Source organism: Peptostreptococcus anaerobius 653-L, from assembly GCF_000178095.1.
Lineage (GTDB): Bacteria > Bacillota > Clostridia > Peptostreptococcales > Peptostreptococcaceae > Peptostreptococcus > Peptostreptococcus anaerobius.
The window spans coordinates 60,432-83,059 of the sequence record NZ_ADJN01000015.1 but is presented as its reverse complement, the minus strand read 5'-3'; the positions used below and the strand labels follow the sequence as shown (position 1 = coordinate 83,059).

Here is a 22,628-nt window from a genome sequence, read left to right as displayed (position 1 = left end):
ATCCGACTATACATTATGAAAGATGAGATAAAGAGGTTGGCAGATTTTAGGAAAAATATGCTTATTTTTGCGGGAAGTTCTGTTTTAGGTATGGCATATGCCTATAAAATTAGTGGAAATAGACTTGATAGTAGCGCTTTTAAACTTACACTAGGTATGGCTATTGTATTTACAATTGTAGCTTTGTTTTCGCATTTTCGCATAATAAGCTTGCAAAAAAATAAAGGCAAGATAAAATCAGAAAATAAGAAAGCAAGTAATAGTAAGCTAAACAATTCAAATAAAAAGTCGAAAAATACTAAAAAAAGAAATGTTAGAAAGAAAAAATAACAGATAATTTATAATTTTTAGTATAAATACCTTGACTAAAACTTAATATGAATATAAACTTAGATTGTAGGGTTGTACCCACGTAAAGACCTGTGTCATTTTATTGACATGGAGGATTAATTTAATATTAGGAGGTTTAGGTTCATGGGTGAAACTAACGCAACAACAACAAAGTACCCTATGGGGTTCTGGGTGTCTTGTCTTACTTACACATTTGAAAGATTCGCTTTCTATGGAAGTAAGCCATTACTTATCGTATTCTTAGTTACCGCTGTTAATAAGGGTGGTTTAGGAATAAGTGCAGTAGAAGGTTCTATCATAGCTGCTAACTTTACAGCTTGGACATACATCTCACCAGTTGTAGGTGGATGGATATGTGACAGGTTCTTAGGTGCTAGATATGCAGTTTCTGTTGGATGTTTATTGATGGGATTAGGTTATTTAATAGGATGGAAAGCGTATACTGTAACAGGTATAAATCTTATGATAGCCGTTGTTTCAATCGGTACTGGTCTATTCAAGGGTAACCTTGCAGGTCTTATAGGTAGATTATTCGATGATCCGGAAAAGCTTGACGCAGCGTTCTCAATTCAGTATTCATTCGTTAATATAGGAGCTTTCTTTGGTTCTCTTATAACAGGATACTTATATTTAAATACTTTCAAGGTTGGTGATGTTCTAGGATTTAGACCAGTATTCCTTGTTTGTGCTATATTAGTATTTGCAGGTGGAGTGTTCTTCACACTAGGCTACAAGACTCTTCAGGGTCAGGGTATAAAGCCATTTAAGTATGAGACAGATATCCACGGTAACCTTATAGGTGAAAAGGAAAATGAATCAGCTAAGGATATAGAAAAAGAGGCTGTTAAACCTCTTACAAAGATAGAAAAGAACAAGGTTGTAGCAATCTTATTCATATCATTTGTATCAATCATATTCTGGTTATTCTACTATCAGCAGGAACTAGCACTTACTATATACATGACTAAGTTCGTTGATATGCATATAGCTGGTGTAGAAATAGCTCCACAGCACGTTACAACTACTTGGAATGGTCTATTATGTATATTCCTAAGCTTAGCTGCTTCTAAGTTATGGGCGAAGCTTGCTCAGAGACCACAGGGCGACCTTTCAATGTTCCAGAAGGTCACAATTACATTCTTGTTCCTAGGGGCATCTTATGTTGTGCTTATGGCTATGGAAATAGTGAGAGGTGTTGGTGCACCAGAAGCTGTCAAGGCATCTGTATTATGGTTATTCTTATTTGGTGCATTACTTACTCTATCTGAAATTTGTTTCTCTCCACTTGGAAACTCATTCATCAGTAAGCATGCTCCAAAGAAGTACCTATCATTATTACTAGGTGTATGGCTATTTGCTTCATTCGCAGCTGCTAAGTTAAACGGATACATTCAGATATTCGTTGAAAAGCTTGGTATAATGACTATATTCACAACTTTTGCTGTTGTATCATTTGTTACAGCAATAATACTATTCTTATTAACAAAGCCTTTAACTAAGTTGATGAAGGAAGACGAAGAATAAGAATATCATTTTGAAGATAATAATTACAAACACTAGCTTGTGTGCACAAGCTAGTGTTTTTTTATATTGTTGTCGATTTTACCTATATTTAAAAAAATAGACTAGGGATAAAATCCCTAGTCCCAAGATTAGTTTTAAGTTTTAGTATTAGTCGTTGCCGATTACTGTAAGTTCCTTGTCGAACTTGTTTAGTACTTCGCAACCATCTTCTGTTATAAGAACTAGGTCTTCTATTCTTACACCGAATTCTCCTGGTAGGTAGATTCCTGGCTCTATAGAGAATATCATTCCTGGCTCAGCAACTGCTGTATTTACAGAAGATACATCTCCGTAGTCGTGGTCCTCTAGTCCTATATGGTGACCAGTTCTATGAGTGAAGTATTCGCCGTAGCCCATTTCTGTTATGTAGTCTCTACAAGCTGCATCTATGTCGCAGAATCTAGCACCTGGCTTTGATGCTGCTATACCTCTCCTGTTGGCTTCAAGTACTATTTCAAATACTTCTTTGCCCTTTTCACTTACTTCCTTCCAGAATACTGTCCTAGTCATGTCTGAGCAGTACATATCCTTCTTACAACCGATGTCAATTATGATAGCATCTCCTGGCTGTGCATATCTGTCACCAGGTTCTCCATGTGGGTTAGCTCCATTAGCTGCCATACCGATGATTGGGTCAAATGATAGGCCTTCAGCGCCCATTTCTTCGTATAATTTTATTAACTCGCTAGCGATCTGCTTTTCAGTCTTGTCGCCAGTTATTCTCTTTATTATTTCTTCACAAGCTTCGTCGTTCATCAAAGAAACCTTTCTCATTAGGTCCTTTTCTTCTTCGTCCTTGTACATTCTTAGGGTATCTACTATATATGAGGCATTTACAAATTTGCCATCACAGTAATCCATTAGACCTAGAACGAATCTAGCTGGCCAGTTCTTGTCTACACCTACTGTAGCTGACTTGTCTATGTGGTTGGCAACTACTTCTATTGAGTTGTCTGTGTCTGTAAAGATTATTTTTTCAACGCCTAGGTCTTCTTCAATAGGGAATAGGGCGTTTACAAATAACTTGTGGTCACCTTTTTCGCTAAGGTATAGTGAGAATAATCTTTCTCCTGGATTTAGGAAATAACCAGTTAAATAAAATATAGAAAGTGGATCACTCACTAGGAACTGAGGAATGTTATTTTCCTTCATCTTTTTCAATACTTGACTTACTCTGTTTTCTTTCATATAAAGCCTCCTAATATCTATTTATAGTAGGTAGGTAAGTAGGGTCCAAGCCACAAAAACTCGCCTGAAATCCTTATCCAGCCCACCGATATGTATATTATAACACTTATATTCAAAAATTAAATAAAAAAATGTCGATATAATTTGAAAAGTGTGAAAGTAATCTATTATTTACTATAATATTTTTGTGAAAATTGTCCTGTAACATTATTTGAATATTCATTATAGTCCTACTAGCTAGAAAAGTTAGTTCAAATATGTTATAATTTGTCTTAGGTGAGAAAAGGTTTCTTAATTATTATTGGGAGATTTTCTCGCAAATAAAACAATAGAGGTGGAATCATGAAAGAACTAAGAACACTATATCCTTCAATAGAGGCCAATTTTACAGACTTCATAAAGGTAGACGATGTACACACAATTTATTACGAAGAATCTGGTAACCCGAATGGTCATCCAGTGGTATTTCTTCATGGGGGTCCTGGCTGCGGTACAGCACCATCATGCAGGCAGTTCTTTGATCCAGAGTTTTATAGGATAATATTATTTGACCAGAGGGGTAGTGGAAAGAGTACTCCTCATGCTAACCTTACAAACAATGATACAGATAGCATTATTTGTGATATGGAAAAGATAAGAGAAAAATTAGGAATAGACAAGTGGTTGGTATTCGGTGGTAGCTGGGGATCAACTCTAGCCCTTAGCTATGCCCTACAGCATCCAGACAAGACTATGGGTCTAGTCCTAAGAGGAATCTTCCTAGGAAGACAGGAAGATATAGATTGGATCTACCAAGAGGGTGGAGCATCAAATATATTCCCAGACAAGTGGGAGAACTTTATTAAGGTTATACCAGAAGAGGAAAGAGGAGACCTTATAACTGCCTACTACAAGAGGTTGACTAGCGAAGACAGGGCTACTAGGGTTGAGGCTGCTAGGGCTTGGTCTATGTGGGAAGGTAGTATAGTTACACTTCATCCAAATGATGATCTAGTTGAGGACTTTGGTGATGAAGACTATGCAATATCTATGGCAACTATTGAGTGCCACTTCTGGATGAACAATATGTTCAGAGACAATATGAACTATATCCTAGATGAAGCAGATATTATCAAGGATATACCTACTCATATAGCCCATGGTAGATACGATATGGACTGTAGGTTTATAGGTGCATACTTACTTAGTAAGAAGCTAAATAATTGTACGCTTGATGCTACTATTACAGGTCATTCTTCAGGAGAACCTGAAATTGTAGATAGTTTGGTTAGGGCTACAGATAGATTTAAAGAATTATTCAAATAAGGGGGATTAACTTATGAAGGTATCTGATAGAGTTGCAAAATTAAGAGACTTAATGAAAGACAATAAGATAGATTTATATATGGTTCCTACTGCTGACTATCATAATAGTGAGTATGTAGGGGAACATTTCAAGGAAAGAGCATTTTTGACAGGATTTACCGGTTCTGCAGGTACAGCTCTTGTAAAGGAAGATAAGGCTGGTCTATGGACAGATGGTAGATATTTCCTACAGGCTGGCAACCAGTTAAAGGGTTCAGGTGTAGACCTATACAAGATGGGTGAGCCAAATGTTCCTACAATAAATGAGTTTGTAGAGAGTGAATTAAAAGAAGGTGGGGTCTTAGGCTTTGACGGTAGGTCTGTTCCATTTGGTGACGGTGTAGAACTAGAATCTATAGTAAAGGCTAAAAATGGTAGCATAGTTTACGATCTTGACCTAGTTGATGAAGTATGGGAAGATAGACCTCCCCTATCTGAGGAACCAATATTCTATCTTGATGAAAAATACAGTGGTGAATCTGCTGCTAGCAAGATAGAAAGAGTAAGGGCACAGATGAAAAAATTTGGTGCAGAAGCCCATATCATAACAACACTTGATGATACAGGCTGGCTGCTAAATATAAGGGGTAGGGATGTTGAGTACTTCCCACTTATTCTTTGTTATTCAATAGTTTACAATGACAAGGTTGTATTATACATAAATGAGGACAAGATAAGCGATGAGATAAAGGCTATATTAGTAAAGGACAATGTAGTTATAAAGCCATACAATGATATCTATGAAGATGTAAAATCTTTAAAGACAAGTGTTCTAGTTGACCCAGATAGGTTGAACTATGCTATGTATAAGAATATACCAGAGTCTGTGAAGGTAGTAGAGGCTATGAACCCTACAATACTCATGAAGGCTATAAAAAATGATGTTGAAATAGACAATATAATAAAGGCCCACATAAAAGACGGTATAGCTCATACAAAGTTTATCTACTGGATGAAAGAGTTGGTTAAAAATGGCAAGATAAGTGAAGAAACAGAAATGTCAGCATCAGACAAGTTAGAATCACTTAGAGTAGACCAAGGTGATTTTATCTGCCCAAGCTTTGAACCTATAGCAGGTTTTGGAGAGCATGGAGCCATAGTTCACTACGCTGCTACAGAAGAAACTAATGTAAATCTTGCAGAGGGAACATTGTTCTTGACAGATACAGGTGCTAACTATATGCAGGGGTCAACTGATATCACTAGGACGACAGCTCTAGGAGAAATATCTCAGGAAATGAAAGACGATTATACTACAGTACTTCAGTCCAACCTAAGACTAGGCAAGGCTAAATTTATGTATGGTTGTACAGGATTAAACCTAGATATATTAGCTAGACAACCATTCTGGGATGCAGGAAGAAACTTCAACCACGGTACAGGTCACGGAGTTGGATACCTAGGCAATATCCACGAACCACCAACAGGTTTCAGGTGGCAGGTGAGAAAGCATGAAATACACCCATTTGAAGCGGGTATGGTAATTACAAATGAGCCAGGTATATATATAGCAGGCTCACATGGTATCAGACTGGAAAATGAATTGCTAGTTAAGTATGGACCAAAGACAGAGTATGGCCAGTTTATGGAGTTTGAAGCTATCACATATTGCCCATTTGACTTTGATGCGATAAATGTTGATATGTTGACTGATTCAGACAAGGAAGAATTGAACAAGTACCATAAAAAAGTGTATGAAATCATAGGACCACATCTAACAGATGAAGAAAGAGCTTGGTTAAAAGAAGCAACAAGAGAAATATAATAATCTTATAAGTATATCCCCCTTTTATTCAAATCTATGTTTAAAGGGGGATTATTTACAAAGACTTGGAGAAGAACCTTAAAAGTCCTCCTATGATATTAGGTTACCATAGAAGGACTTATTTTAATTTAGAGCTTTCTGCATACTCTTTATTTTAAATAAATTGAATTTATTTATTATTGTGCTCTAGTTTATCCAACAAAATCAGAAACAGACCGATGATAAATAACTTGCTTCTTCCGAAATAAAGTATATTTAGGATTTCATTATTGTCTATTGGAACGGTTCTTGATAAATATAAATAAACCAGGATACATATACATATATCGATAAGTATTAGAGCCATTCCTAAGTCTTTTTTATTAATTCTTCCATTCATAGAATTTACCTGTCCGGACATAATTCATACTGGTAAGAAACAGGTTTTTTAACAACGTAAGGGTTCTTTCCAAGAATTTTACCATTCATGGCATTATAAACTACTCTTGTTCCTCTTTCTACTGAATAGCGGCACCTACAACCTATATATGCCATCTTATATTTCTTATTAGTTCTTGTTGCACTTTCTTTATGAGATACTGTTGCGCCGAGACTATATAGACCGTCTGCACCGCTTGCTGTAACAGAGAATGAAACACTTCTGTCTACAGAAATAGTGAAGCCTCTTCCATAACTTTTTGATGCACGTTTGTAGGGTGAATACTCAGTGGATTTTCTGACGTTTTCTTTCCTATACCTAACTGGGTTAATGGATTTAACTGTAACATCACTTCTTGCACTTGAACTGACAATATTTTTATTTATTTCAGGTGCAGATGAATCTGGTTCATAAGCATTAGATATTATCTGGATATTTGATATCAACAATGCGGATAATAAAAAAGTTACAAAAAATTTGTTTTTCAGTTTCATAAATGTTTCTCCTTTTAATTCGATGTGTAGTATCAAGAATATTCTCAATATTATTGTATATAATTAAGCGATATTTGTCAAGTGAAAAGTTATGTAGTTTTAATGATTTTACTATCCAAGAATCGAAAAGTATTTACTAGCGAAAAAGATCTGATAAATCAGGTGGCAAAGCATGAAAGAAGATATAATAGTACGGCAAAAACAAGTTTAAAATTTAAAAGTCCAGATGAAGTTGTAGAAGAGTATTTCAAAAATACATCCTGCTATTATGAAAATTAAAATGAACCAAGAGACTATGCTATTATCGGCTATACTTGCATTTTCAAGATGATGGTAGTGTTGTCAGATGATTCAAATTATGCAGAAAATGGTATTTCTGGGGATGCTGAATACCACGAAAATGATTTAAGTTGGACTGTTTTTTGAAGAAAAACTTTGATGATGGTATAGCGAAGTTGGACAAACCCAAAATGGAATGTATCATCCAAAACTACGACGAACTGAGGCAACAGTGCTACCATTTAAGTGATGAGGAGTATGCAGATTTGTTATATTCGCTTTTGACTAGGTTGAACGATTGTTCAAATGATGTAGACAGCAGTCTCTTAACTAAGTTATCTGATAAATCGGTCTATTTTGAGGAAAGTATTAAAAATATGATTTCAACAAAGGCTATACCAAGTTATGATGCAGAGGGTGCGGTAGAATATGCGAAAGCAAATTTAAGGATAACTGCCACCAGGATACTATAATTTCCATAATGATGGTGGAGACTTTGGAAATTCTTTGTTAAGAAGGGTTAGGGGTGAAAAGATAGTTCAGGAAACTCTTACTTTTTAGATAGGTGAGTTACTATGAAAAACAAAAATCAGAATGCTTGTTTTACACTTTTTGCTATAATATTGTCTATGGTTATTGTAGGCTTAGTATATTACGGCAACAGTGGGAAAGATAAAAGACAGGAATATATGACCATAATAGATACAGGCAATTTATTTATGTATGAGTATAAAAATGAAGATATATCAGAAAAACAAGGCGAGGATAAACTACTAGATTTTTTGGATAAGATGAAAGTTTTTTATTCTTCATTGGAGAGAATAAATTATTTTGATGGAGACAAAAAAATAGAGGAAGATGATTACAAGAAGTTTTCTAAGTTGATTATAAAAAACAATGCTCTTGATCCTAGCCTGGAAAATATTAAAGTCAATTACAATGAATATGTTATTTATTCTGTATTGAATAAAGAAAGTGACTTTAAAGAGAGTGACATTAAATATTTAATAGGTGAATTTCCAGTTGTAAGAGAAAAGTTGAGGTATTTGAATATAAATGAAGTTAAAGACTTATATACTTCAATGGTTGATACTAATATAGAAAGCCAGCAAGCTAAAAAAATGTATATGGAAAAGATTAGCAGTATATTTGAGAAGTTTACTGAAAAATAAACTTTGAGTAATCTGAGTCATCCTCAGAAAAAACAAAATTAAATTAAACACATAAATATGTTCAAAATAATTGACATTTAGCCGTCTATATAGTATTCTATGTAAGACGGCTTTGTTATAGTCGTTAGTTTGAGTTGGAAAAATATATAAAATTAATTGCGGAAGGTAATAGTTACTTGATTTTTTCAGGAAGCTATATCATCATATAAAAATCTAATTTGGAGGTGTAACGATGAGAGTTAAAGTAACATTAGCATGTACAGAGTGTGGTCAGAGAAATTACAATACTACTAAGAACAAGAAGAACAATCCTGACAGAATAGAAATGCAGAAATACTGTAAGTTCTGTAAGAAGCACACTACTCATAAGGAAACTAAATAATAAGATAAGGATGTGAGTAAATGGCTAAAGAAAACGTAGAATTATCACAAGAAAAGGTCGGATTTGTAAAAGGAACTGGACAAGAATTAAAGAAGGTTACTTGGCCGACAAAAAAAGAACTTGCTAGTAAGACAGGTGTCGTACTAGGGGTTGTAGTTGTATCAACAGTCTTTGTATGGCTAGTGGATACAGGTTTATCAAAAGTACTTAGCTTGATAGTTAAGTAGTTTGGCAACTTTGAAAGGATGATTTTGATGTCAGAAGAAAGAGATTTAAAATGGTATGTCGTACATACATACTCAGGACATGAAAACAAGGTCAAAACGACAATTGAAAATACTGTAAAAAACAGAGGTATGGAAGACATTATCGAACAGGTGATAGTGCCTACTGAGGAAGTAGTTACAACTACTAAGACAGGTAAGGAAAAACTAACACAGAGAAAAGTATTTCCAAGTTACGTAATAGTAAAGATGGAAATGACAGACGAATCATGGTACATTGTCAGAAATACAAAGGGTGTAACAGGATTTGTTGGCCCAGGATCAAAGCCAGTACCTTTGACAGTTGATGAGGTAAAGGCGATGGGAATAGAGCTACCAGCTTCTAAGATTATTAGTGGTGAGATAGATTTAGCTCCTGGAGATACAGTTAAGGTTATCAGTGGAGCCTTTGTCGATAATGTTGGAGAAGTTGACGATGTAAACATTGAAAAAAGAGAAGTAAAAGTCTATGTAAATGCATTTGGTAGAAAGGCACTAGTAACTCTAGGGCTTGAAAATATAGAAAAAGTATAAGGAGGTGCAATAAAATGGCTAAGAAAATTATTGGACAGATTAAATTACAGATACCTGCAGGAAAGGCTACTCCAGCTCCACCAGTTGGACCAGCACTAGGACAGCACGGTGTTAACATTATGGCGTTCACAAAGGAATTCAATGCTAAGACAGCAGATCAGGCAGGAATGATTATACCGGTAGTAATCAGTGTATATCAGGATAGATCTTTCAGTTTCATAACTAAGACTCCACCAGCAGCTGTTCTTATCAAGAAGGCAATCAACCTACAGTCAGGGTCAGGAGAACCAAACAAGAAGAAGGTTGGTAAGATAACTTCAGCTCAGGTTAGAGAAATCGCTGAGTTAAAGTTAAAGGACCTAAACGCAGCTTCAGTTGAATCAGCAATGAGAATGATCGCTGGAACAGCTAGAAGTATGGGTGTTGAAGTTATAGACTAATTAAGTCTAAAGTGAATGCTGATTATCGTCATAATTGGCGATAATAGCATATTTTATTTATTCGCTATATAGGCAGTGCCTAATAGTGGGAGGTTAAAAACCGTAATTACCACAAGGAGGAATTTAAAATGGCAAAAAGAGGTAAGAGATACGCTCAGGCGATCGCTAAAGTAGACAGAAGTGTTTACTATGATGGATCAGAAGCTCTTGGACTAGTAGTTGATACTGCAAGTGCAAAGTTCGATGAAACAGTAGAAGCCCACATCAAGTTGGGTGTTGACTCTAGACATGCTGATCAGCAGGTTAGAGGTGCTATCGTGCTACCACACGGTACAGGTAAGACAAAGAAAGTATTAGTTTTCGCTAAGGGTGAAAAGGCTAAGGAAGCAGAAGCTGCAGGAGCTGATTTTGTAGGTGCTGAAGAACTAGTTCAGAAGATCCAGGGAGAAAACTGGTTTGACTTTGATATAGTAGTTGCTACTCCAGATATGATGGGTGTAGTAGGTAGACTAGGTAGAGTACTTGGTCCTAAGGGATTAATGCCAAACCCTAAGTCTGGTACAGTTACATTTGATGTAGCTAAGGCTATTGATGAAATCAAGGCTGGTAAGGTTGAATATAGACTTGATAAGACTAATATCATCCACGTTCCAGTTGGTAAGGCATCATTTGGTCAGGAAAAATTATTCAATAACTTCAAGGTATTAATGGAAGCTATAATAAAGGCTAAGCCATCTGCTGCAAAGGGACAGTACCTAAGAAGCGTAACAGTTGCTTCTTCAATGGGTCCTGGAGTAAGAGTAAACCCAGTTAGAGTTACTGAATAATTAAAAAACTGTTGACACAGGTTGACAAATATGATATTATTGTCAATGTTGAAAAAGAATAGATTTGCCGTAGACAGTGGGTGTTGTATGACTTAATTTCCCACCGAGGTTGCGATATACGTGATACTTGCGTCCTCCTTGTCTATGATAGGGAGGACTTTTATTTTTACGGTGAGTGCTAAACTTTATTTTTGTGAAGGAGGTGCACTAAGAAATGAGTAAGGCTATTGAAATGAAATCAGCTGTTGTAGCTGAGATTGCTGAAAAGCTAGAAAAGGCTGCTTCTGTTATCGTTGTAGATTACAAGGGACTAACAGTTGAACAGGTTACAGAATTAAGAAGTCAGATGAGAGAAGCTGGTGTAGATTACAAGGTATACAAGAATACACTTGTAAGAAGAGCTGCTAAGACTATAGAAGGTGAAGCATATGCTAACTTCAATGATACTGAATTAGTAGGTCCAAACGCTATAGCATTCGGATATGAAGATCCAGTTGCTCCAGCTAGAATATTAAAGGGATTCATGGATAAGAACCCTGATAAGATCTCTCTAAAGATGGGTGTTGTAGAAGGTGAATTCTACGATGAAGCTAAGATAGTTGCTCTTGCAGCAATACCATCAAGAGAAGAACTTATCGCAAAACTTCTTGGCAGCTTGAAGGCTCCAATGTCAAACTTTGTTTACTTATTGGATGCTGTTGCAAAGAAGCAGGACGAAGCAGTAGAAGCATAGTCAAAAAAGAGGTCCAAGAGGCTGCATAGCCTAGGATATAGTTTATGACCATTTTCGGTCGGTCAATATTAAAAAGAATTTAAAAATAACACACGGAGGTGCAATAAAATGACAATAGAACAGATATTAGAAGCTATAGAAAACATGAAAGTTTTAGAATTAAATGAATTAGTTAAGGCTGCAGAAGAAAAATTCGGTGTATCTGCATCTGCTCCAGTAATGGTTGCTGGTGGAGCTGCTGGTGGAGCTGCTGGTGAAGAAAAGACTGAGTTTGATGTAATACTAGCATCAGCTGGTTCTTCAAAGGTTGGAGTAATCAAGGAAGTTAGAGCTATAACTGGTCTTGGACTAAAGGAAGCTAAGGAAGTTGTTGACAACGCTCCAAAGGCTGTTAAGGAAGGCGTATCTAAGGAAGAAGCAGAACAGATCAAGGAAAAGCTTGAAGCTGCTGGTGCAACTGTAGAAGTTAAATAATTAAGACTTTATTTAGATATTAATTAAGATTAAACAATAGCATTTAATTTGATAAGAAGGGGTCGTCTGTATCGTTAGGATCGGGGGGCTCTTTTTTTGTTGTATAATTAACCACGCACAAGGCAGGGTGTGGACTTTGTTTATTTTTTGTGGACAATAAGCTGTTAATTAAGAATACTTTGTTAATAGTAGTTACCTAAAGTCTGCTTACATGATATAATAAACGTAGAATGCCAGCTTTTACAATTTTTTAAGCGGCATAATATTTGGATGGGTGGTAATATAACTTATGAAGAAACGAATTTTAACTATCACTGGTATTTTAATTACATCTGTGATGGCGAGTCAAGTATTTGCGGCTGGCTCACTAAAAACGGATTCTGAAAGTATTAGTTGGACCAAAAACTTTTTGACAAAGCTAGAAAAACAAAACATCAATGATGTTGAGAGGGAAATAAATAAGGTTAATAAGGATACACAGCTAGGAAAGTTCGATATCAAGAGTGCTAGGAGCAGGTTTGATGATGTGGTATTTTTGGGCGATTCTATAACTGAGTACCTTAGGGAAGCTAATATTCTAGATGCAGCCAGTGTTCTAGCCATGAAGGGTGAGCACGTATTACAGGCTCGCAAGCATATAAATGAAGTCAAGAGCTTAAAGCCAAAGAGCATAGTCATATTGTATGGAGCTAATGACATCACTGCTTATTCTCCGGATGTTTTTAGGAAAAACTACATCAAGTTGATCAAGGATATCAAGGCGGTTGATAAGGGTGTTAAAATATATATTCAGGCTCCTCTACCAGTTCTTGATAGGATATCTAAGGCCAAGGATTATCGAATAAGCAACGAGAATATCAGTGAATTCACTAAGGCTGCAAAGGCTGCAGCAAATGAGACAGGTGCTACATTCTTATCTTCTGATGGCCTTGTAAACGATGAAGAACAATTTGAGCAGGATGGAATACATTTTAAGTATGGATTCTACCTAAATTGGCTTCAATTCTTGAGCGAGAATATATAGGAGGGTAGAATATGAGTGATAAAAGGGATAAAAAACAGCCTAATGCCTCCAATTATGAACAGACAGCTAGGCTCAGAATAATTACAAGTGAAGAAATAGAAGACACTGTAAAGGGTGGTAATAGGCCCAAGGAATCCATAAAGGACAGGTTTGTAAATAGAAAGCCTATGAAGATGAGTTCCATGTATAGGAAAAAGTATGCCATACTTTGGGGAATTGTCCTTATAGTATTTATACTTGCATATCAGTTTGTAAAAGTAAGGGATATAGACTTTAAGGAGCTATCTAGTCAGATTGAGAACCGGGTCAGTATGGATAATATGGTCATGGGAAATGATGCTACTCTTAGAAAGCTTTATGGTATAGATAAGCTTGAGGTTGAAGCTTATACTTTGCTGGCTCCTAAATCCAATATGGAGGCTACAGAGATTTTGATAGTAAAATGCAAAAAAGGTATGACAGATCCTGTTATGGCCAAGATTCAGGCTAGAATTGATGCCCAATCTAATTCTTTTAAAAACTATGCGCCTGACCAATATACGATAATCAGCAACAGTCAATTGAAGAAAAAGGGTGATTACATATACTTTATTTCTTCTAAGAACCAAAAAGCAATTGATGAAGCTATTAAAAATTCTTATAAGTAAGGGGGGATGATAATTGAGTTTTACTAGTTTAACATTTTTAGTTTATTTCTTCCCTCTAGCTATGATTGTCTACGCTTTGACTCCGAAGAAGTTAAAGAATAAGAGCTTATTAGTACTGAGTTTGATTTTTTATAGTTGGGGAGAGCCTGCCTATCTTTTACTTTTGTTGCTGTCTATTTTGGTGACTTGGTTTGGGGTTAGGCATATACACAGGATTAGAACGAGTAGAGAAGAAGCCAAATTCTACATGGTATGTCTAATAGTATTTAACATAGCAATTCTAGGATTCTTTAAATATTATGGATTTTTAATCGATAACTTTAATTTTATTACTAGACTAAACCTTAAGATAATAGATTTACCGCTTCCTTTTGGTATATCATTTTATACATTCAAGATAATATCATATATAGTTGATGTGTATACAGCTAGGACAAGGCCTCAAAAATCTCTCGCAGATTTTGCTCTGTACATATCTATATTTCCTCAGGCTGGTGCAGGACCTATAGTTCAGTACTCAGAGATGGAAGGTCAGTTAAAATCTAGGACAAATGATATTGACCACTTTGGTAGGGGAGTAGAAAAGTTTATTATAGGTCTTGGTAAAAAGGTACTCATAGCCAATAACATGGCTCTTATATGGGCCAGTGTCAAGGGTATTCCAGGTCTTGAAATGTCTGCTATGACCGCTTGGTTGGGTATAATAGCCTATACCCTACAGATATACTTTGACTTTAGTGGCTACTCAGATATGGCTATAGGCCTTGGATATATGATGGGATTTGAATGGGCCGAAAACTTTAACTATCCTTATGTGGCCAAGTCTGCAACAGAGTTTTGGAGAAGATGGCACATATCATTAGGAAACTGGTTTAAGACCTATATATATTTTCCACTTGGAGGAAATAGGTGTTCAAAGCTTATAAATATGAGGAATATATTTGTAGTTTGGATGGTTACAGGTCTATGGCATGGAGCTAATTGGAACTTTGTCCTTTGGGGGCTTTTCTACGGCTTACTTATATATTTTGAAAAGCTTAGCTTGGGAAGGAGACTAGCCAAAACAAATAAGAAGATACAAAGCCTATACTGCTTGCTGATAGTTGTTATGGGATGGGTATTATTTGACTTTACTAGCCTTTCTGAGATATTTAAATTCTATTCAAATATGTTTATATTTGGATCTACAGGTCTCGTTGATAAAGAGGCCCTACACATCATAAAGACTTCTTGGAAGTTGATGTTACCAGCGATTATAGGTTCTACACCTTTTGTAATGAAAGTTATAAATAATATAAAGTCTAGGTTTGGTAAGAGGGGATATATAGGAATGTCAGTATTCTATATTGTAGTTCTTTACCTATCTGTAGCATCTCTTGTTGGAGACAGCTTCAGTCCATTCCTATATTTTAAATTTTAAATGGAGGTGAGTAGGATATGAAAAAAGTACGTTATGAAGAACCGAAAATGCCTGAAAGCCTTAGAATATTGATGGATTTGGATGCTGAAGATACCCTTGGTAGGGGCACCAAAAAAATAGGACCCAAGAAGTATGCATCCAAAAAAACAAAGTCCAAAACTAAGAGTAAAAAAATAGATGCCAAGAAACCTAGACCGACTAAGCAAGTTGGTCCTAGAAAGGAAGTCCCTAAGAAAAATGATAAACTGACTAAGAAGACCAAGGTCGCTATTAAATCTGAAACAAAACATGCTAAAAAAGCCCCTACAAGCCAATATAAACCGGATACTAAGAGAAATAGTACCAACAATATAAATGTCAATAAAGGAAAGCTAAAAACGCCTTCTAGGGGCTTGGACGATAATAAAAAAACAAGGATAAAAAGAGAAAAATCTTCAAAGACTTTTAACTTTTCTAACCTGATGTTTGTAGTTATCCATGGCATAAGTGTTTTCTTTAACTTCTTGCTTCATGGAGGGGAGAAGAAACTCAGTGTATCTCAAGAAAAGAAAAAGCAACTTGATAAGAAATTTAATCAAGTATTTTCCCTTGTATTCATGGGCCTTATGGTCTTGTTGTTGGTTATGAACATACTTCATAAGGATCTTCCTAAATCTGAAGCAGAAAATAGGACGCTTGAACAGAGACCGGCGCTATCTATAAGTGATATAGTATCTGGAAAATATAGTTCAAAATTCTCTGATTATGTGTCTGACCAATTCCCTATGAGATCAGGATTTATAAAGGCAAAGTCAAGGTTTGATCTCCTAACAGGTAAGGACAAGATAAATGGTGTCTATATAGGTAAAGACGGTTACTTGATGGAAGGGTTCAAGATGGCGAGTGATGAGGTTACACAGACCAAGATTGATGCAATTAATAAGTTTGCTCAAAACAATTCTAAATTGAATGTATCAGTCTTGCTGTCTCCTAATAAGGTCGAGATATACAAGAACTACCTACCTAAGTTTGCGCCGGAAGATTCACAGACTGAGTATATGAAGGTTCTAAAGTCAAAGTTAAATTCAAAGGTCAAGTTAGTTGATGTTATAAGCACTTTTAACAGGCTAAAGAACAATGAGCAGCTGTACTTTAAGACAGACCATCACTGGACTGTAGAAGGGGCCTATGCAGCCTACGAGGACTATTGTAAGGCCATGAATTTACAACCTGCGAACAGAAATTCCTTTACAAATTCACTTGCTAGCAATGATTTCTATGGAAGCCTCTACTACAAGAATGCAGCTGGTATTGGTAAACCGGATCAATTGTACCTTAGCCTGCAACAGGACAACAATCCAGTACTTGTCAAGTACTTTGATACAAAGAAGAAGGTAGCCAGTCTATATGATGTATCTAAGTTATCTACAAAGGATCCTTACCAGGTCTTCACTGGAGGTAACCACACTCAGATCAGGATAAGAACAAACATAGATACGGAAAGAAAGTTGTTGGTTATAAAGGACTCCTATGCAAATGCTATGTTGCCTTTCTTGGTGAACAACTTCTCTGAAATAAATGTGGTAGACATGAGATACTTTACTGGTAGTATCAAAGATTTAATGAATAATGCTGAGGTTACAGATGTATTGATTTTAGGGAATATAAATACTTTTAATACAGATGCGTCAATACTTAGCTTGAACGAGTAAAAATATAGAAATTAAATATACGAAAACACCGAGGGATTTCACCCTCGGTGTTTTTCGATGTTTAGGGATAGTATTTAAGCTTACTCCCTCTTTTTGTTATGTTTAATCCGGCATATTTGAGTATATATCGTCTATGCTAGTCTTTACCTTGTCAATTGGTTTTGAAGCTGCTCTACGACCTACTGGTGGCCTGCTATAGCCAAAGCTACCCGTCATACCACCGCCACCTACTACACCTCTTAGAAACTCAACCTCATTTCTCATATACCTAAATTCGATGAGCATTCTCTCTAGTGCCTGGCTCTTTGTCGATATGTTATTTTCTTCCATGAACTCTTCTATCAAATCATCAAGGTCTGGACTAATGTATGAAGTTAGTCTGATCCTGTTATTTTTCAAGTCTAACACCAACCTCATACAGGCCTTTAGCAGTTGCCATCTGGCTGTCATCTACTACTGTAAATTTATCGTTTAAGTTAAGGTTTAAGCTAGTTCCACCTGATACATAGATGTTCATTTCATCTAGGTTATTCCATGTTTCTTCGATTATTTCGTTGGTATCATCAGAAGTAAGTGTGTATGCAAGATCTTTTAACTCTGGGTAGTCGTCGGCTGAGTCTATTTCTGGAAGGCTCTTAGTGATACCTATATCTACAAGCCTTTTTTGTACTAGCTTCAAGGCGTTCTGATTACCTGATTCTATAGTAGTTGAAAGCTTGTCATTGAACTTAAAGCCCTTGTCGAAGTAGCTAAGCTCTGTAGTTCTAAAGCCTACATTTACCATGCCTACTGGGTTCTTGTCGTTTATTTTGCCGTCCATGGCGTATATTAGGGCTGCATCTGCTTCCCTAAATATGTTGATGTTCTCTATGTTTATTGTTTTGACACTGTTGTTTATCTTGTTTTTCACTGATATAGTAGTGTCCTTGTATTCCTTTTGTACTTCCTTCAAAGTTGATTTCTTGAATATCTTGTATGGTACACCTAGCATAATACTTACGTTGTCAGATACTGCTATTTCTGATAGTGCAGCGCTTATAAGTGTTTTTACAACAGGTGAAACCTTGCTATCACCGGCATTTCTTATACATTTCATACTCTCTTTTTCAGATAAGGCTCCTACAAAGTATTCTGTACCTTCGATTTCTATGTAGATCGGGTTGTCTTTATAGTCTTCCAATGATATGTTTCTTCCGTCTCCATAAACGCTCTTAAATAGGCATGAATACTCGTTTTCGTTGTATAATGAGTAGCCCTTTACATAGCCTCTACCTATATCTAATCCTATTATTTGTGTATCCATTTTTCTTCCTCCTCTTAGTTATCCTCTTAATTATCCTCTTAATTATCTTCCAAAATTATCGTTTGAATAATATATGTCTTATTTTATTATATTAGATTATATTTGTTTTGTTCTTTCTATTGTCTATGTATGATTATACCATATTAGTTCCTAAATAGCTACACAAATAATAGTATATTATAAAAAAGTAACTAATAAGGAACTTATGTAATGTTAAATTGCTAATAAAAAGTACCTTTTAAGTGACTAAAATGATAGAATACAAAAATACAGTGTCTAATAAGTAACTATAAAGTAACTAAAAAGTAATTATTAAGTTGTGGTGGGTAAGGGGTAGATTTCCCTCTATCTTGGAAAAATAATTTGATGAAAAACTTGTTACTTAGAGTGATTTAGAAAAAGTTGATAATAAAAAAGATTACTCTAAAATATATTAATTTAATTGAGGATTTATATACCCTATGATATAATTAAATGAATTGAATTAGCAATTAAAAAATACTTTGAGTCAGTTTTATAATATTGGGGAGGATAAAATTATGGAAGACAATAAAAATATCTCTAGGCAAGAAAATGCACAAGAAAATATGAGCTCGGAAAATAATGACCTTGGTCAAGAGAGAAGTGAAACTGTAAAAGAGGTAATAAAAGATATTGAAAATGAAACATACACTACTAACAATAGTATGTCCCTTCTTGAAGAGTTGGAGCTGTATGTTGGTCCCAAAAAAGAGGTGTATTACTCAACAAGATTTGAGGATATAATAGACAGTGAGTCTAAGATCGGGTGGAATTGGCCGGCCCTATTTGTTCCTGTATTATGGATGGCCTATAGAAAGATGTATATAGAGTCAGGTATATTACTGGTTGTTTCCACAGCGCTAGGCCTACTCACTAAAAAGATAGGATTTTTACATGTGATAAGCCTTATAATTACATTTTTGGTGCCAGCTACTGCCAATTGGTTGTATTTTAGGCATGCAAAGAAGGATATAGAGGCTATAAGCTCAAGAGGAGAAGAGAGAAAGTCTGAAATTATAGCAAAGGGTGGAACATCTGTTGCTGCAGTATTTGTATTTTTAATTATATCTATAGTAATATCTGGTGTAGAGCTTATGAATAATCAGGAGCTTATGAATATTATAGGAAAGATGTAGTAGTGCCTTATATGGAGATATAGTGGTACTTGAATAAAACAAAGCCTATAAAACTATATGTGGTTTTGTAGATGATTTTATTTTTAAAAAAAGAGGGAGGAAGTATCTCTGGTCTTGATAGACTGGTTATACTTTCTCCCTTTAATTTTTGTATTTAAATGCTATATTTTATTTTTGAGATTGTCTAACATATCCTTTGTCATGGCGTCTAGGTCATATCTTGGTTTAAAGCCCCATTGTAGCTTTGCCTGACTAGTATCAAGTGAATTAGGCCAAGAACCTGCTATAGACTGCCTGATAGGGTCTACATCGTAATCCATAGTGAATTCTGGTATATATTTTTGTATTGATCTTTTTATATCTTCTGGCTCGAATGACATAGAAGAAACGTTAAATGCATTTCTATCTATAAGTTTGTCGGGATCTGCCTCCATTAGTTTGATAATTGAATCTATAGCATCTGGCATATACATCATGTCCATGTAGGTACCCTTGTCTATGAAAGAAGTGTAGTGCTTATTTTTAATCGCTTCATAGTAGATGTGTACAGCATAGTCTGTAGTTCCTCCACCTGGAAGTGTCTTGTGGGATATCAATCCTGGAAACCTAACCCCCCTCGTATCTAATCCGTATTTTTGGTGGTAATAGTCACATAGGAGTTCTCCGGTCACCTTGCTCACTCCATAAGCTGTAGTTGGTCTTTGGATTGTATTTTGAGGGGTCCTGTCTTTTGGTGTAGATGGACCAAATGCACCGATTGAGCTAGGCACAAAAAGACTTGCTCCAATCTCCTTTGAGACTTCAAGGGCATTGTAGAGTCCGTTTACATTTATATCCCAAAGTAGGTTTGGATCTTCCTCGCCCTTGGCTGAGAGTATTGCAGCAAGGTGGAGTATTGTATCGACCTTCTCCTCCTTGGCTATCCTATAGAAATCATCAAGGTTTCTGCAGTCCATTGAATAATAACGATTGCAGTCTAGGTCTAGAGGATCTTTTCTTCTTGCACTTCCTATGACCTTGTCCTTACCATATATTCTAGATAATTCGGATATTAAATCTCCGCCTATTTGACCTGTTGCGCCTGTAACTAAGATTTTTTTCATTTGTGTCCACCTCTAAAACTATTTAACTTTGTCATATAACACTTTGTGAATATTATAATCTTTTTCCGCTTTTTCTAATTCTTGTTCCGCAAGTTTGATGTTTTATTTGATTTTAATAATCTTTTCAGTGTTTCCTTTTTTGAGATTTTGAATTTTTTGTTTTCTTGAATTTTTTTCGTTTTCAATATCTTTTATAGTTTTTTGTGCACTTGCTTTTTCTTCAAGAAGATATTTCTTGTCGTTAATCTTAGCGTATGCATTGATGATTTCGCGGTATTTTTCTTCGGAAATAAAAGTTTTATATCTATGTCCGAAATCTCCATTCATACAAAATGTATTTCTAAAATATCCATTTTGTGAAGAATTTTTAGTTACAGCGACAACATTAATGCTATCACTTAAAATATTAGTGTAATGACCGATTACAGGTTTTTCTCCGTTGTATTTTATCATAAAATCGGCTTTTGCCTTTTCAAGCGCAACATCTTTATTCTCTGCAGAATATTTAGTGTTTATTGTATTCATCAATTCTTCATAAACTAATTTTTCATCATCATACCATCCCTTAAATGGATTTGTAGCTCCCCAGTATAAATTTTCCCAAACACTAAATGTGTGTCTGTGACCTTTAGTGTAATCCAATGATCTATCACAACTAACCATAGCCTTAGCTAGAATTTCAAAATTAGTATCTAATTTTTTCAAACCTGTGAAGTGTTCATCCTTTAATCTTAAACCGTTTAATTGTTCAAGCCAATCTGCAGTCATTACCATGTTTTCATAGGATGTTGCGTCTTCAGGTGTCTTCCTAACATCGCCTTTTTCATAAAATTCATTCAATATTGCAAGCCCTTTATCCACATCTTCCTTGTATTCCGGATAATTTTCTACTACCCATGGGAAGAATGCAAATGCCCCCTCTTTTATTCTTTCATCAGTTTTTGATAATAAAGCATCTACTTCAGAAATTTTCTTGTTCGCTTCTTCGATTTTAGGTTTACTAGTTTCTTCGAATTGTTTAGCTTCTTCTTCAAGGCTTTTGATTTGATCTTTAATTCTTTCTTTGTTTCTTTCGTATTTTTCTTCAGAAGTAATATTTGCTAAAATATCCTTATCGATAGTTTTGAATCCGCCAACAATATATATACTTTCTTTCTTATTCAAATACTCTTTAGTATTTTTAGTAAGATTTTCGAATTCAGTAAGAATAATTGGCGCATTGTGTTTTTTAGTTAAACTTACTGCTGACAAGCTATCTGCGAAAACTTGTCCACTTGCTAAAACGACATTTTCATTATCATTAAATGATCTCTTGGCTATTGCAAGCGCAGTTTCATATCTGTTTCTTCCTGAAATTCTTTCTCCTTTGAATTTTTCTAACGGAAGTTGCTTTTTACCACCTATTGCAATTTCTTTTAAGTTTGAACTAGGGTAAGAATTACCATCACTTAAAACCATTACTGATTTGTGATTTACCATAAGTGATGTTGCAGCTAATGCATCTGGAAAGTCCTTGCCACTTGCGATTAGCAAGTATTGTGGATTGATAAACTCCTTAGTTTTCTCCATTACTTTTTCTGAAGTTTTATATCTGTTGTTACCTTCTAATCTAGTTACTTTGATGTTTTTCTTTTTCAAATAAGAATCAACACTGCTCTTTTTGATGGTATGATTTCCACCAACAATATAAACATTCTTTGCTTTTAAACGATTAATTTCGCTTTCAGTTTCATTATCCAACTTATCTTTTGAAGATAATAATAGTGGCGCGTTAAGTGCCGATGCAAGTTGACCTGCTGATAATGCATCTGCAAAGTTGAATCCACTTGCAAGTACGACATTTTCAGATGTGGAATATGCTGATTTGGATATTTCTACAGATGTTGCGATTCTATCCTTGCCTGAAATTCTTATAACTTTTTGTTCCGCAGCATTTGATACACTTGCTGGCACAATCATAGCCGCAATCAACGCTGCTACAGTCAATTTTTTTAATTGATTTTTTAACATTTTTCTCCTCCATAAATTCGTTGTTATGATATTTCTAATAAAACAA

General features: G+C 35.4%; 24 protein-coding genes and 1 other annotated feature. Of the genes, 18 read left to right on the top strand and 6 right to left on the bottom strand.

Annotated elements, in window-relative coordinates:
• The first annotated feature begins 36 nt into the window (after nucleotides 1-36).
• Both HMPREF0631_RS01585 and HMPREF0631_RS01580 read left to right on the top strand, forming a co-directional pair.
• On the top strand, nucleotides 37-330 hold the full coding sequence (locus tag HMPREF0631_RS01585; protein ID WP_227214141.1) for a hypothetical protein: 294 nt from the start codon (nucleotides 37-39) through the stop codon (nucleotides 328-330).
• A gap of 144 nt (nucleotides 331-474) precedes the next feature.
• The gene (locus tag HMPREF0631_RS01580) at nucleotides 475-1,875 is read left to right on the top strand and encodes a peptide MFS transporter (RefSeq protein ID WP_002842898.1); all 1,401 of its coding nucleotides are present in this window, start codon (nucleotides 475-477) and stop codon (nucleotides 1,873-1,875) included.
• A gap of 147 nt (nucleotides 1,876-2,022) precedes the next feature.
• Here the strand turns inward: HMPREF0631_RS01580 and HMPREF0631_RS01575 are convergent, their stop codons facing one another.
• Complete coding sequence (locus HMPREF0631_RS01575) at nucleotides 2,023-3,102, bottom strand: M24 family metallopeptidase (protein WP_002843014.1); 1,080 nt, start codon at nucleotides 3,100-3,102, stop codon at nucleotides 2,023-2,025.
• Nucleotides 3,103-3,444: 342 nt separating this feature from the next.
• Here HMPREF0631_RS01575 and pip point away from each other — a divergent pair, with 342 nt between their 5' ends.
• Both pip and HMPREF0631_RS01565 read left to right on the top strand, forming a co-directional pair.
• Complete coding sequence (gene pip / locus HMPREF0631_RS01570; RefSeq protein ID WP_002843077.1) at nucleotides 3,445-4,407, top strand: prolyl aminopeptidase; 963 nt, start codon at nucleotides 3,445-3,447, stop codon at nucleotides 4,405-4,407.
• Between the two features lie 13 nt (nucleotides 4,408-4,420).
• Nucleotides 4,421-6,211, top strand: a complete 1,791-nt coding sequence (locus HMPREF0631_RS01565; protein ID WP_002842991.1) for an aminopeptidase P family N-terminal domain-containing protein — start codon at nucleotides 4,421-4,423, stop codon at nucleotides 6,209-6,211.
• A 384-nt stretch (nucleotides 6,212-6,595) separates the two neighbouring features.
• Here the strand turns inward: HMPREF0631_RS01565 and HMPREF0631_RS01560 are convergent, their stop codons facing one another.
• Nucleotides 6,596-7,123 (bottom strand): hypothetical protein, encoded by a 528-nt coding sequence (locus HMPREF0631_RS01560; RefSeq protein WP_002842886.1) that lies wholly within the window; start codon nucleotides 7,121-7,123, stop codon nucleotides 6,596-6,598.
• Nucleotides 7,124-7,533: 410 nt separating this feature from the next.
• Between HMPREF0631_RS01560 and HMPREF0631_RS09940 the strand changes: the two genes are divergently transcribed.
• The 13 genes from HMPREF0631_RS09940 to HMPREF0631_RS01495 all read left to right on the top strand — a co-directional run bounded on the left by HMPREF0631_RS09940 (nucleotide 7,534) and on the right by HMPREF0631_RS01495 (nucleotide 17,009).
• Nucleotides 7,534-7,875, top strand: coding sequence for a hypothetical protein (locus HMPREF0631_RS09940; protein WP_198400979.1), 342 nt, complete (start codon nucleotides 7,534-7,536; stop codon nucleotides 7,873-7,875).
• Nucleotides 7,876-7,977: 102 nt separating this feature from the next.
• Nucleotides 7,978-8,574, top strand: coding sequence for a hypothetical protein (locus HMPREF0631_RS01550; RefSeq protein WP_002842900.1), 597 nt, complete (start codon nucleotides 7,978-7,980; stop codon nucleotides 8,572-8,574).
• Nucleotides 8,575-8,806: 232 nt separating this feature from the next.
• Nucleotides 8,807-8,956: a 50S ribosomal protein L33 gene (rpmG, locus tag HMPREF0631_RS01545; RefSeq protein WP_002843084.1), complete on the top strand. Its 150-nt coding sequence runs from the start codon at nucleotides 8,807-8,809 to the stop codon at nucleotides 8,954-8,956.
• A gap of 20 nt (nucleotides 8,957-8,976) precedes the next feature.
• Entirely contained in the window at nucleotides 8,977-9,183 is a 207-nt protein-coding gene (gene secE / locus HMPREF0631_RS01540; protein WP_002842917.1) for a preprotein translocase subunit SecE, read from the top strand.
• A gap of 27 nt (nucleotides 9,184-9,210) precedes the next feature.
• Entirely contained in the window at nucleotides 9,211-9,753 is a 543-nt protein-coding gene (gene nusG / locus HMPREF0631_RS01535; RefSeq protein ID WP_002842945.1) for a transcription termination/antitermination protein NusG, read from the top strand.
• Between the two features lie 14 nt (nucleotides 9,754-9,767).
• Nucleotides 9,768-10,193, top strand: coding sequence for a 50S ribosomal protein L11 (gene rplK / locus HMPREF0631_RS01530; protein ID WP_002843028.1), 426 nt, complete (start codon nucleotides 9,768-9,770; stop codon nucleotides 10,191-10,193).
• A 128-nt stretch (nucleotides 10,194-10,321) separates the two neighbouring features.
• A complete protein-coding gene (rplA, locus tag HMPREF0631_RS01525; RefSeq protein WP_002842947.1) occupies nucleotides 10,322-11,020 on the top strand; it encodes a 50S ribosomal protein L1 in 699 nt (232 codons plus the stop codon).
• A 49-nt stretch (nucleotides 11,021-11,069) separates the two neighbouring features.
• Nucleotides 11,070-11,193 (top strand) — a sequence feature (ribosomal protein L10 leader region).
• A 41-nt stretch (nucleotides 11,194-11,234) separates the two neighbouring features.
• Nucleotides 11,235-11,753, top strand: coding sequence for a 50S ribosomal protein L10 (gene rplJ / locus HMPREF0631_RS01520; RefSeq protein ID WP_002843085.1), 519 nt, complete (start codon nucleotides 11,235-11,237; stop codon nucleotides 11,751-11,753).
• A 108-nt stretch (nucleotides 11,754-11,861) separates the two neighbouring features.
• The gene (gene rplL, locus HMPREF0631_RS01515) at nucleotides 11,862-12,227 is read left to right on the top strand and encodes a 50S ribosomal protein L7/L12 (RefSeq protein ID WP_002842856.1); all 366 of its coding nucleotides are present in this window, start codon (nucleotides 11,862-11,864) and stop codon (nucleotides 12,225-12,227) included.
• A 289-nt stretch (nucleotides 12,228-12,516) separates the two neighbouring features.
• The gene (locus HMPREF0631_RS01510) at nucleotides 12,517-13,251 is read left to right on the top strand and encodes a GDSL-type esterase/lipase family protein (protein WP_002842996.1); all 735 of its coding nucleotides are present in this window, start codon (nucleotides 12,517-12,519) and stop codon (nucleotides 13,249-13,251) included.
• An 11-nt stretch (nucleotides 13,252-13,262) separates the two neighbouring features.
• A complete protein-coding gene (locus HMPREF0631_RS01505; RefSeq protein ID WP_002843030.1) occupies nucleotides 13,263-13,898 on the top strand; it encodes a DUF4358 domain-containing protein in 636 nt (211 codons plus the stop codon).
• 13 nt (nucleotides 13,899-13,911) lie between these two features.
• Nucleotides 13,912-15,318, top strand: a complete 1,407-nt coding sequence (locus tag HMPREF0631_RS01500) for an MBOAT family O-acyltransferase (protein WP_002842863.1) — start codon at nucleotides 13,912-13,914, stop codon at nucleotides 15,316-15,318.
• A gap of 17 nt (nucleotides 15,319-15,335) precedes the next feature.
• A complete protein-coding gene (locus tag HMPREF0631_RS01495; RefSeq protein ID WP_002842889.1) occupies nucleotides 15,336-17,009 on the top strand; it encodes a DHHW family protein in 1,674 nt (557 codons plus the stop codon).
• 102 nt (nucleotides 17,010-17,111) lie between these two features.
• On the opposite strand, the gene HMPREF0631_RS01490 is transcribed toward HMPREF0631_RS01495, so the two are convergent.
• Both HMPREF0631_RS01490 and HMPREF0631_RS01485 read right to left on the bottom strand, forming a co-directional pair.
• A complete protein-coding gene (locus HMPREF0631_RS01490) occupies nucleotides 17,112-17,417 on the bottom strand; it encodes a hypothetical protein (protein WP_002843012.1) in 306 nt (101 codons plus the stop codon).
• On the bottom strand, nucleotides 17,398-18,312 hold the full coding sequence (locus HMPREF0631_RS01485; RefSeq protein ID WP_002843046.1) for a ParM/StbA family protein: 915 nt from the start codon (nucleotides 18,310-18,312) through the stop codon (nucleotides 17,398-17,400). The genes HMPREF0631_RS01490 and HMPREF0631_RS01485 overlap by 20 nt, the downstream gene beginning before the upstream one ends.
• Before the next feature lie 539 nt (nucleotides 18,313-18,851).
• Between HMPREF0631_RS01485 and HMPREF0631_RS01480 the strand changes: the two genes are divergently transcribed.
• Nucleotides 18,852-19,469 carry a DUF2628 domain-containing protein gene (locus HMPREF0631_RS01480; RefSeq protein ID WP_002843004.1) on the top strand — a complete coding sequence of 206 codons (618 nt, stop codon included), beginning with the start codon at nucleotides 18,852-18,854 and terminating at the stop codon, nucleotides 19,467-19,469.
• A 161-nt stretch (nucleotides 19,470-19,630) separates the two neighbouring features.
• Here HMPREF0631_RS01480 and HMPREF0631_RS01475 read toward each other — a convergent pair whose 3' ends face one another.
• Both HMPREF0631_RS01475 and HMPREF0631_RS09540 read right to left on the bottom strand, forming a co-directional pair.
• Nucleotides 19,631-20,572 carry an NAD-dependent epimerase/dehydratase family protein gene (locus HMPREF0631_RS01475; RefSeq protein ID WP_002843052.1) on the bottom strand — a complete coding sequence of 314 codons (942 nt, stop codon included), beginning with the start codon at nucleotides 20,570-20,572 and terminating at the stop codon, nucleotides 19,631-19,633.
• Between the two features lie 102 nt (nucleotides 20,573-20,674).
• Nucleotides 20,675-22,582 (bottom strand): cell wall-binding repeat-containing protein, encoded by a 1,908-nt coding sequence (locus HMPREF0631_RS09540; RefSeq protein WP_002842921.1) that lies wholly within the window; start codon nucleotides 22,580-22,582, stop codon nucleotides 20,675-20,677.
• Between the last annotated feature and the right edge of the window lie 46 nt (nucleotides 22,583-22,628).

Excerpts from the sequence above, each read along its gene's own strand:
- rplK (WP_002843028.1), top strand. The coding sequence starts at position 9,768 with ATGGCTAAGAAAATTATTGGACAGATTAAATTACAGATACCTGCAGGA.
- HMPREF0631_RS01580 (WP_002842898.1), top strand. The coding sequence starts at position 475 with ATGGGTGAAACTAACGCAACAACAACAAAGTACCCTATGGGGTTCTGG.
- rplJ (WP_002843085.1), top strand. The coding sequence starts at position 11,235 with ATGAGTAAGGCTATTGAAATGAAATCAGCTGTTGTAGCTGAGATTGCT.
- HMPREF0631_RS01475 (WP_002843052.1), bottom strand. The coding sequence starts at position 20,572 with ATGAAAAAAATCTTAGTTACAGGCGCAACAGGTCAAATAGGCGGAGAT.
- HMPREF0631_RS09540 (WP_002842921.1), bottom strand. The coding sequence starts at position 22,582 with ATGTTAAAAAATCAATTAAAAAAATTGACTGTAGCAGCGTTGATTGCG.
- HMPREF0631_RS01510 (WP_002842996.1), top strand. The coding sequence starts at position 12,517 with ATGAAGAAACGAATTTTAACTATCACTGGTATTTTAATTACATCTGTG.
- HMPREF0631_RS01485 (WP_002843046.1), bottom strand. The coding sequence starts at position 18,312 with ATGGATACACAAATAATAGGATTAGATATAGGTAGAGGCTATGTAAAG.
- secE (WP_002842917.1), top strand. The coding sequence starts at position 8,977 with ATGGCTAAAGAAAACGTAGAATTATCACAAGAAAAGGTCGGATTTGTA.
- pip (WP_002843077.1), top strand. The coding sequence starts at position 3,445 with ATGAAAGAACTAAGAACACTATATCCTTCAATAGAGGCCAATTTTACA.
- HMPREF0631_RS01480 (WP_002843004.1), top strand. The coding sequence starts at position 18,852 with ATGGAAGACAATAAAAATATCTCTAGGCAAGAAAATGCACAAGAAAAT.
- rplL (WP_002842856.1), top strand. The coding sequence starts at position 11,862 with ATGACAATAGAACAGATATTAGAAGCTATAGAAAACATGAAAGTTTTA.
- HMPREF0631_RS01505 (WP_002843030.1), top strand. The coding sequence starts at position 13,263 with ATGAGTGATAAAAGGGATAAAAAACAGCCTAATGCCTCCAATTATGAA.
- rpmG (WP_002843084.1), top strand. The coding sequence starts at position 8,807 with ATGAGAGTTAAAGTAACATTAGCATGTACAGAGTGTGGTCAGAGAAAT.
- HMPREF0631_RS01550 (WP_002842900.1), top strand. The coding sequence starts at position 7,978 with ATGAAAAACAAAAATCAGAATGCTTGTTTTACACTTTTTGCTATAATA.
- HMPREF0631_RS01560 (WP_002842886.1), bottom strand. The coding sequence starts at position 7,123 with ATGAAACTGAAAAACAAATTTTTTGTAACTTTTTTATTATCCGCATTG.
- HMPREF0631_RS01495 (WP_002842889.1), top strand. The coding sequence starts at position 15,336 with ATGAAAAAAGTACGTTATGAAGAACCGAAAATGCCTGAAAGCCTTAGA.
- rplA (WP_002842947.1), top strand. The coding sequence starts at position 10,322 with ATGGCAAAAAGAGGTAAGAGATACGCTCAGGCGATCGCTAAAGTAGAC.
- HMPREF0631_RS01575 (WP_002843014.1), bottom strand. The coding sequence starts at position 3,102 with ATGAAAGAAAACAGAGTAAGTCAAGTATTGAAAAAGATGAAGGAAAAT.
- HMPREF0631_RS01565 (WP_002842991.1), top strand. The coding sequence starts at position 4,421 with ATGAAGGTATCTGATAGAGTTGCAAAATTAAGAGACTTAATGAAAGAC.
- nusG (WP_002842945.1), top strand. The coding sequence starts at position 9,211 with ATGTCAGAAGAAAGAGATTTAAAATGGTATGTCGTACATACATACTCA.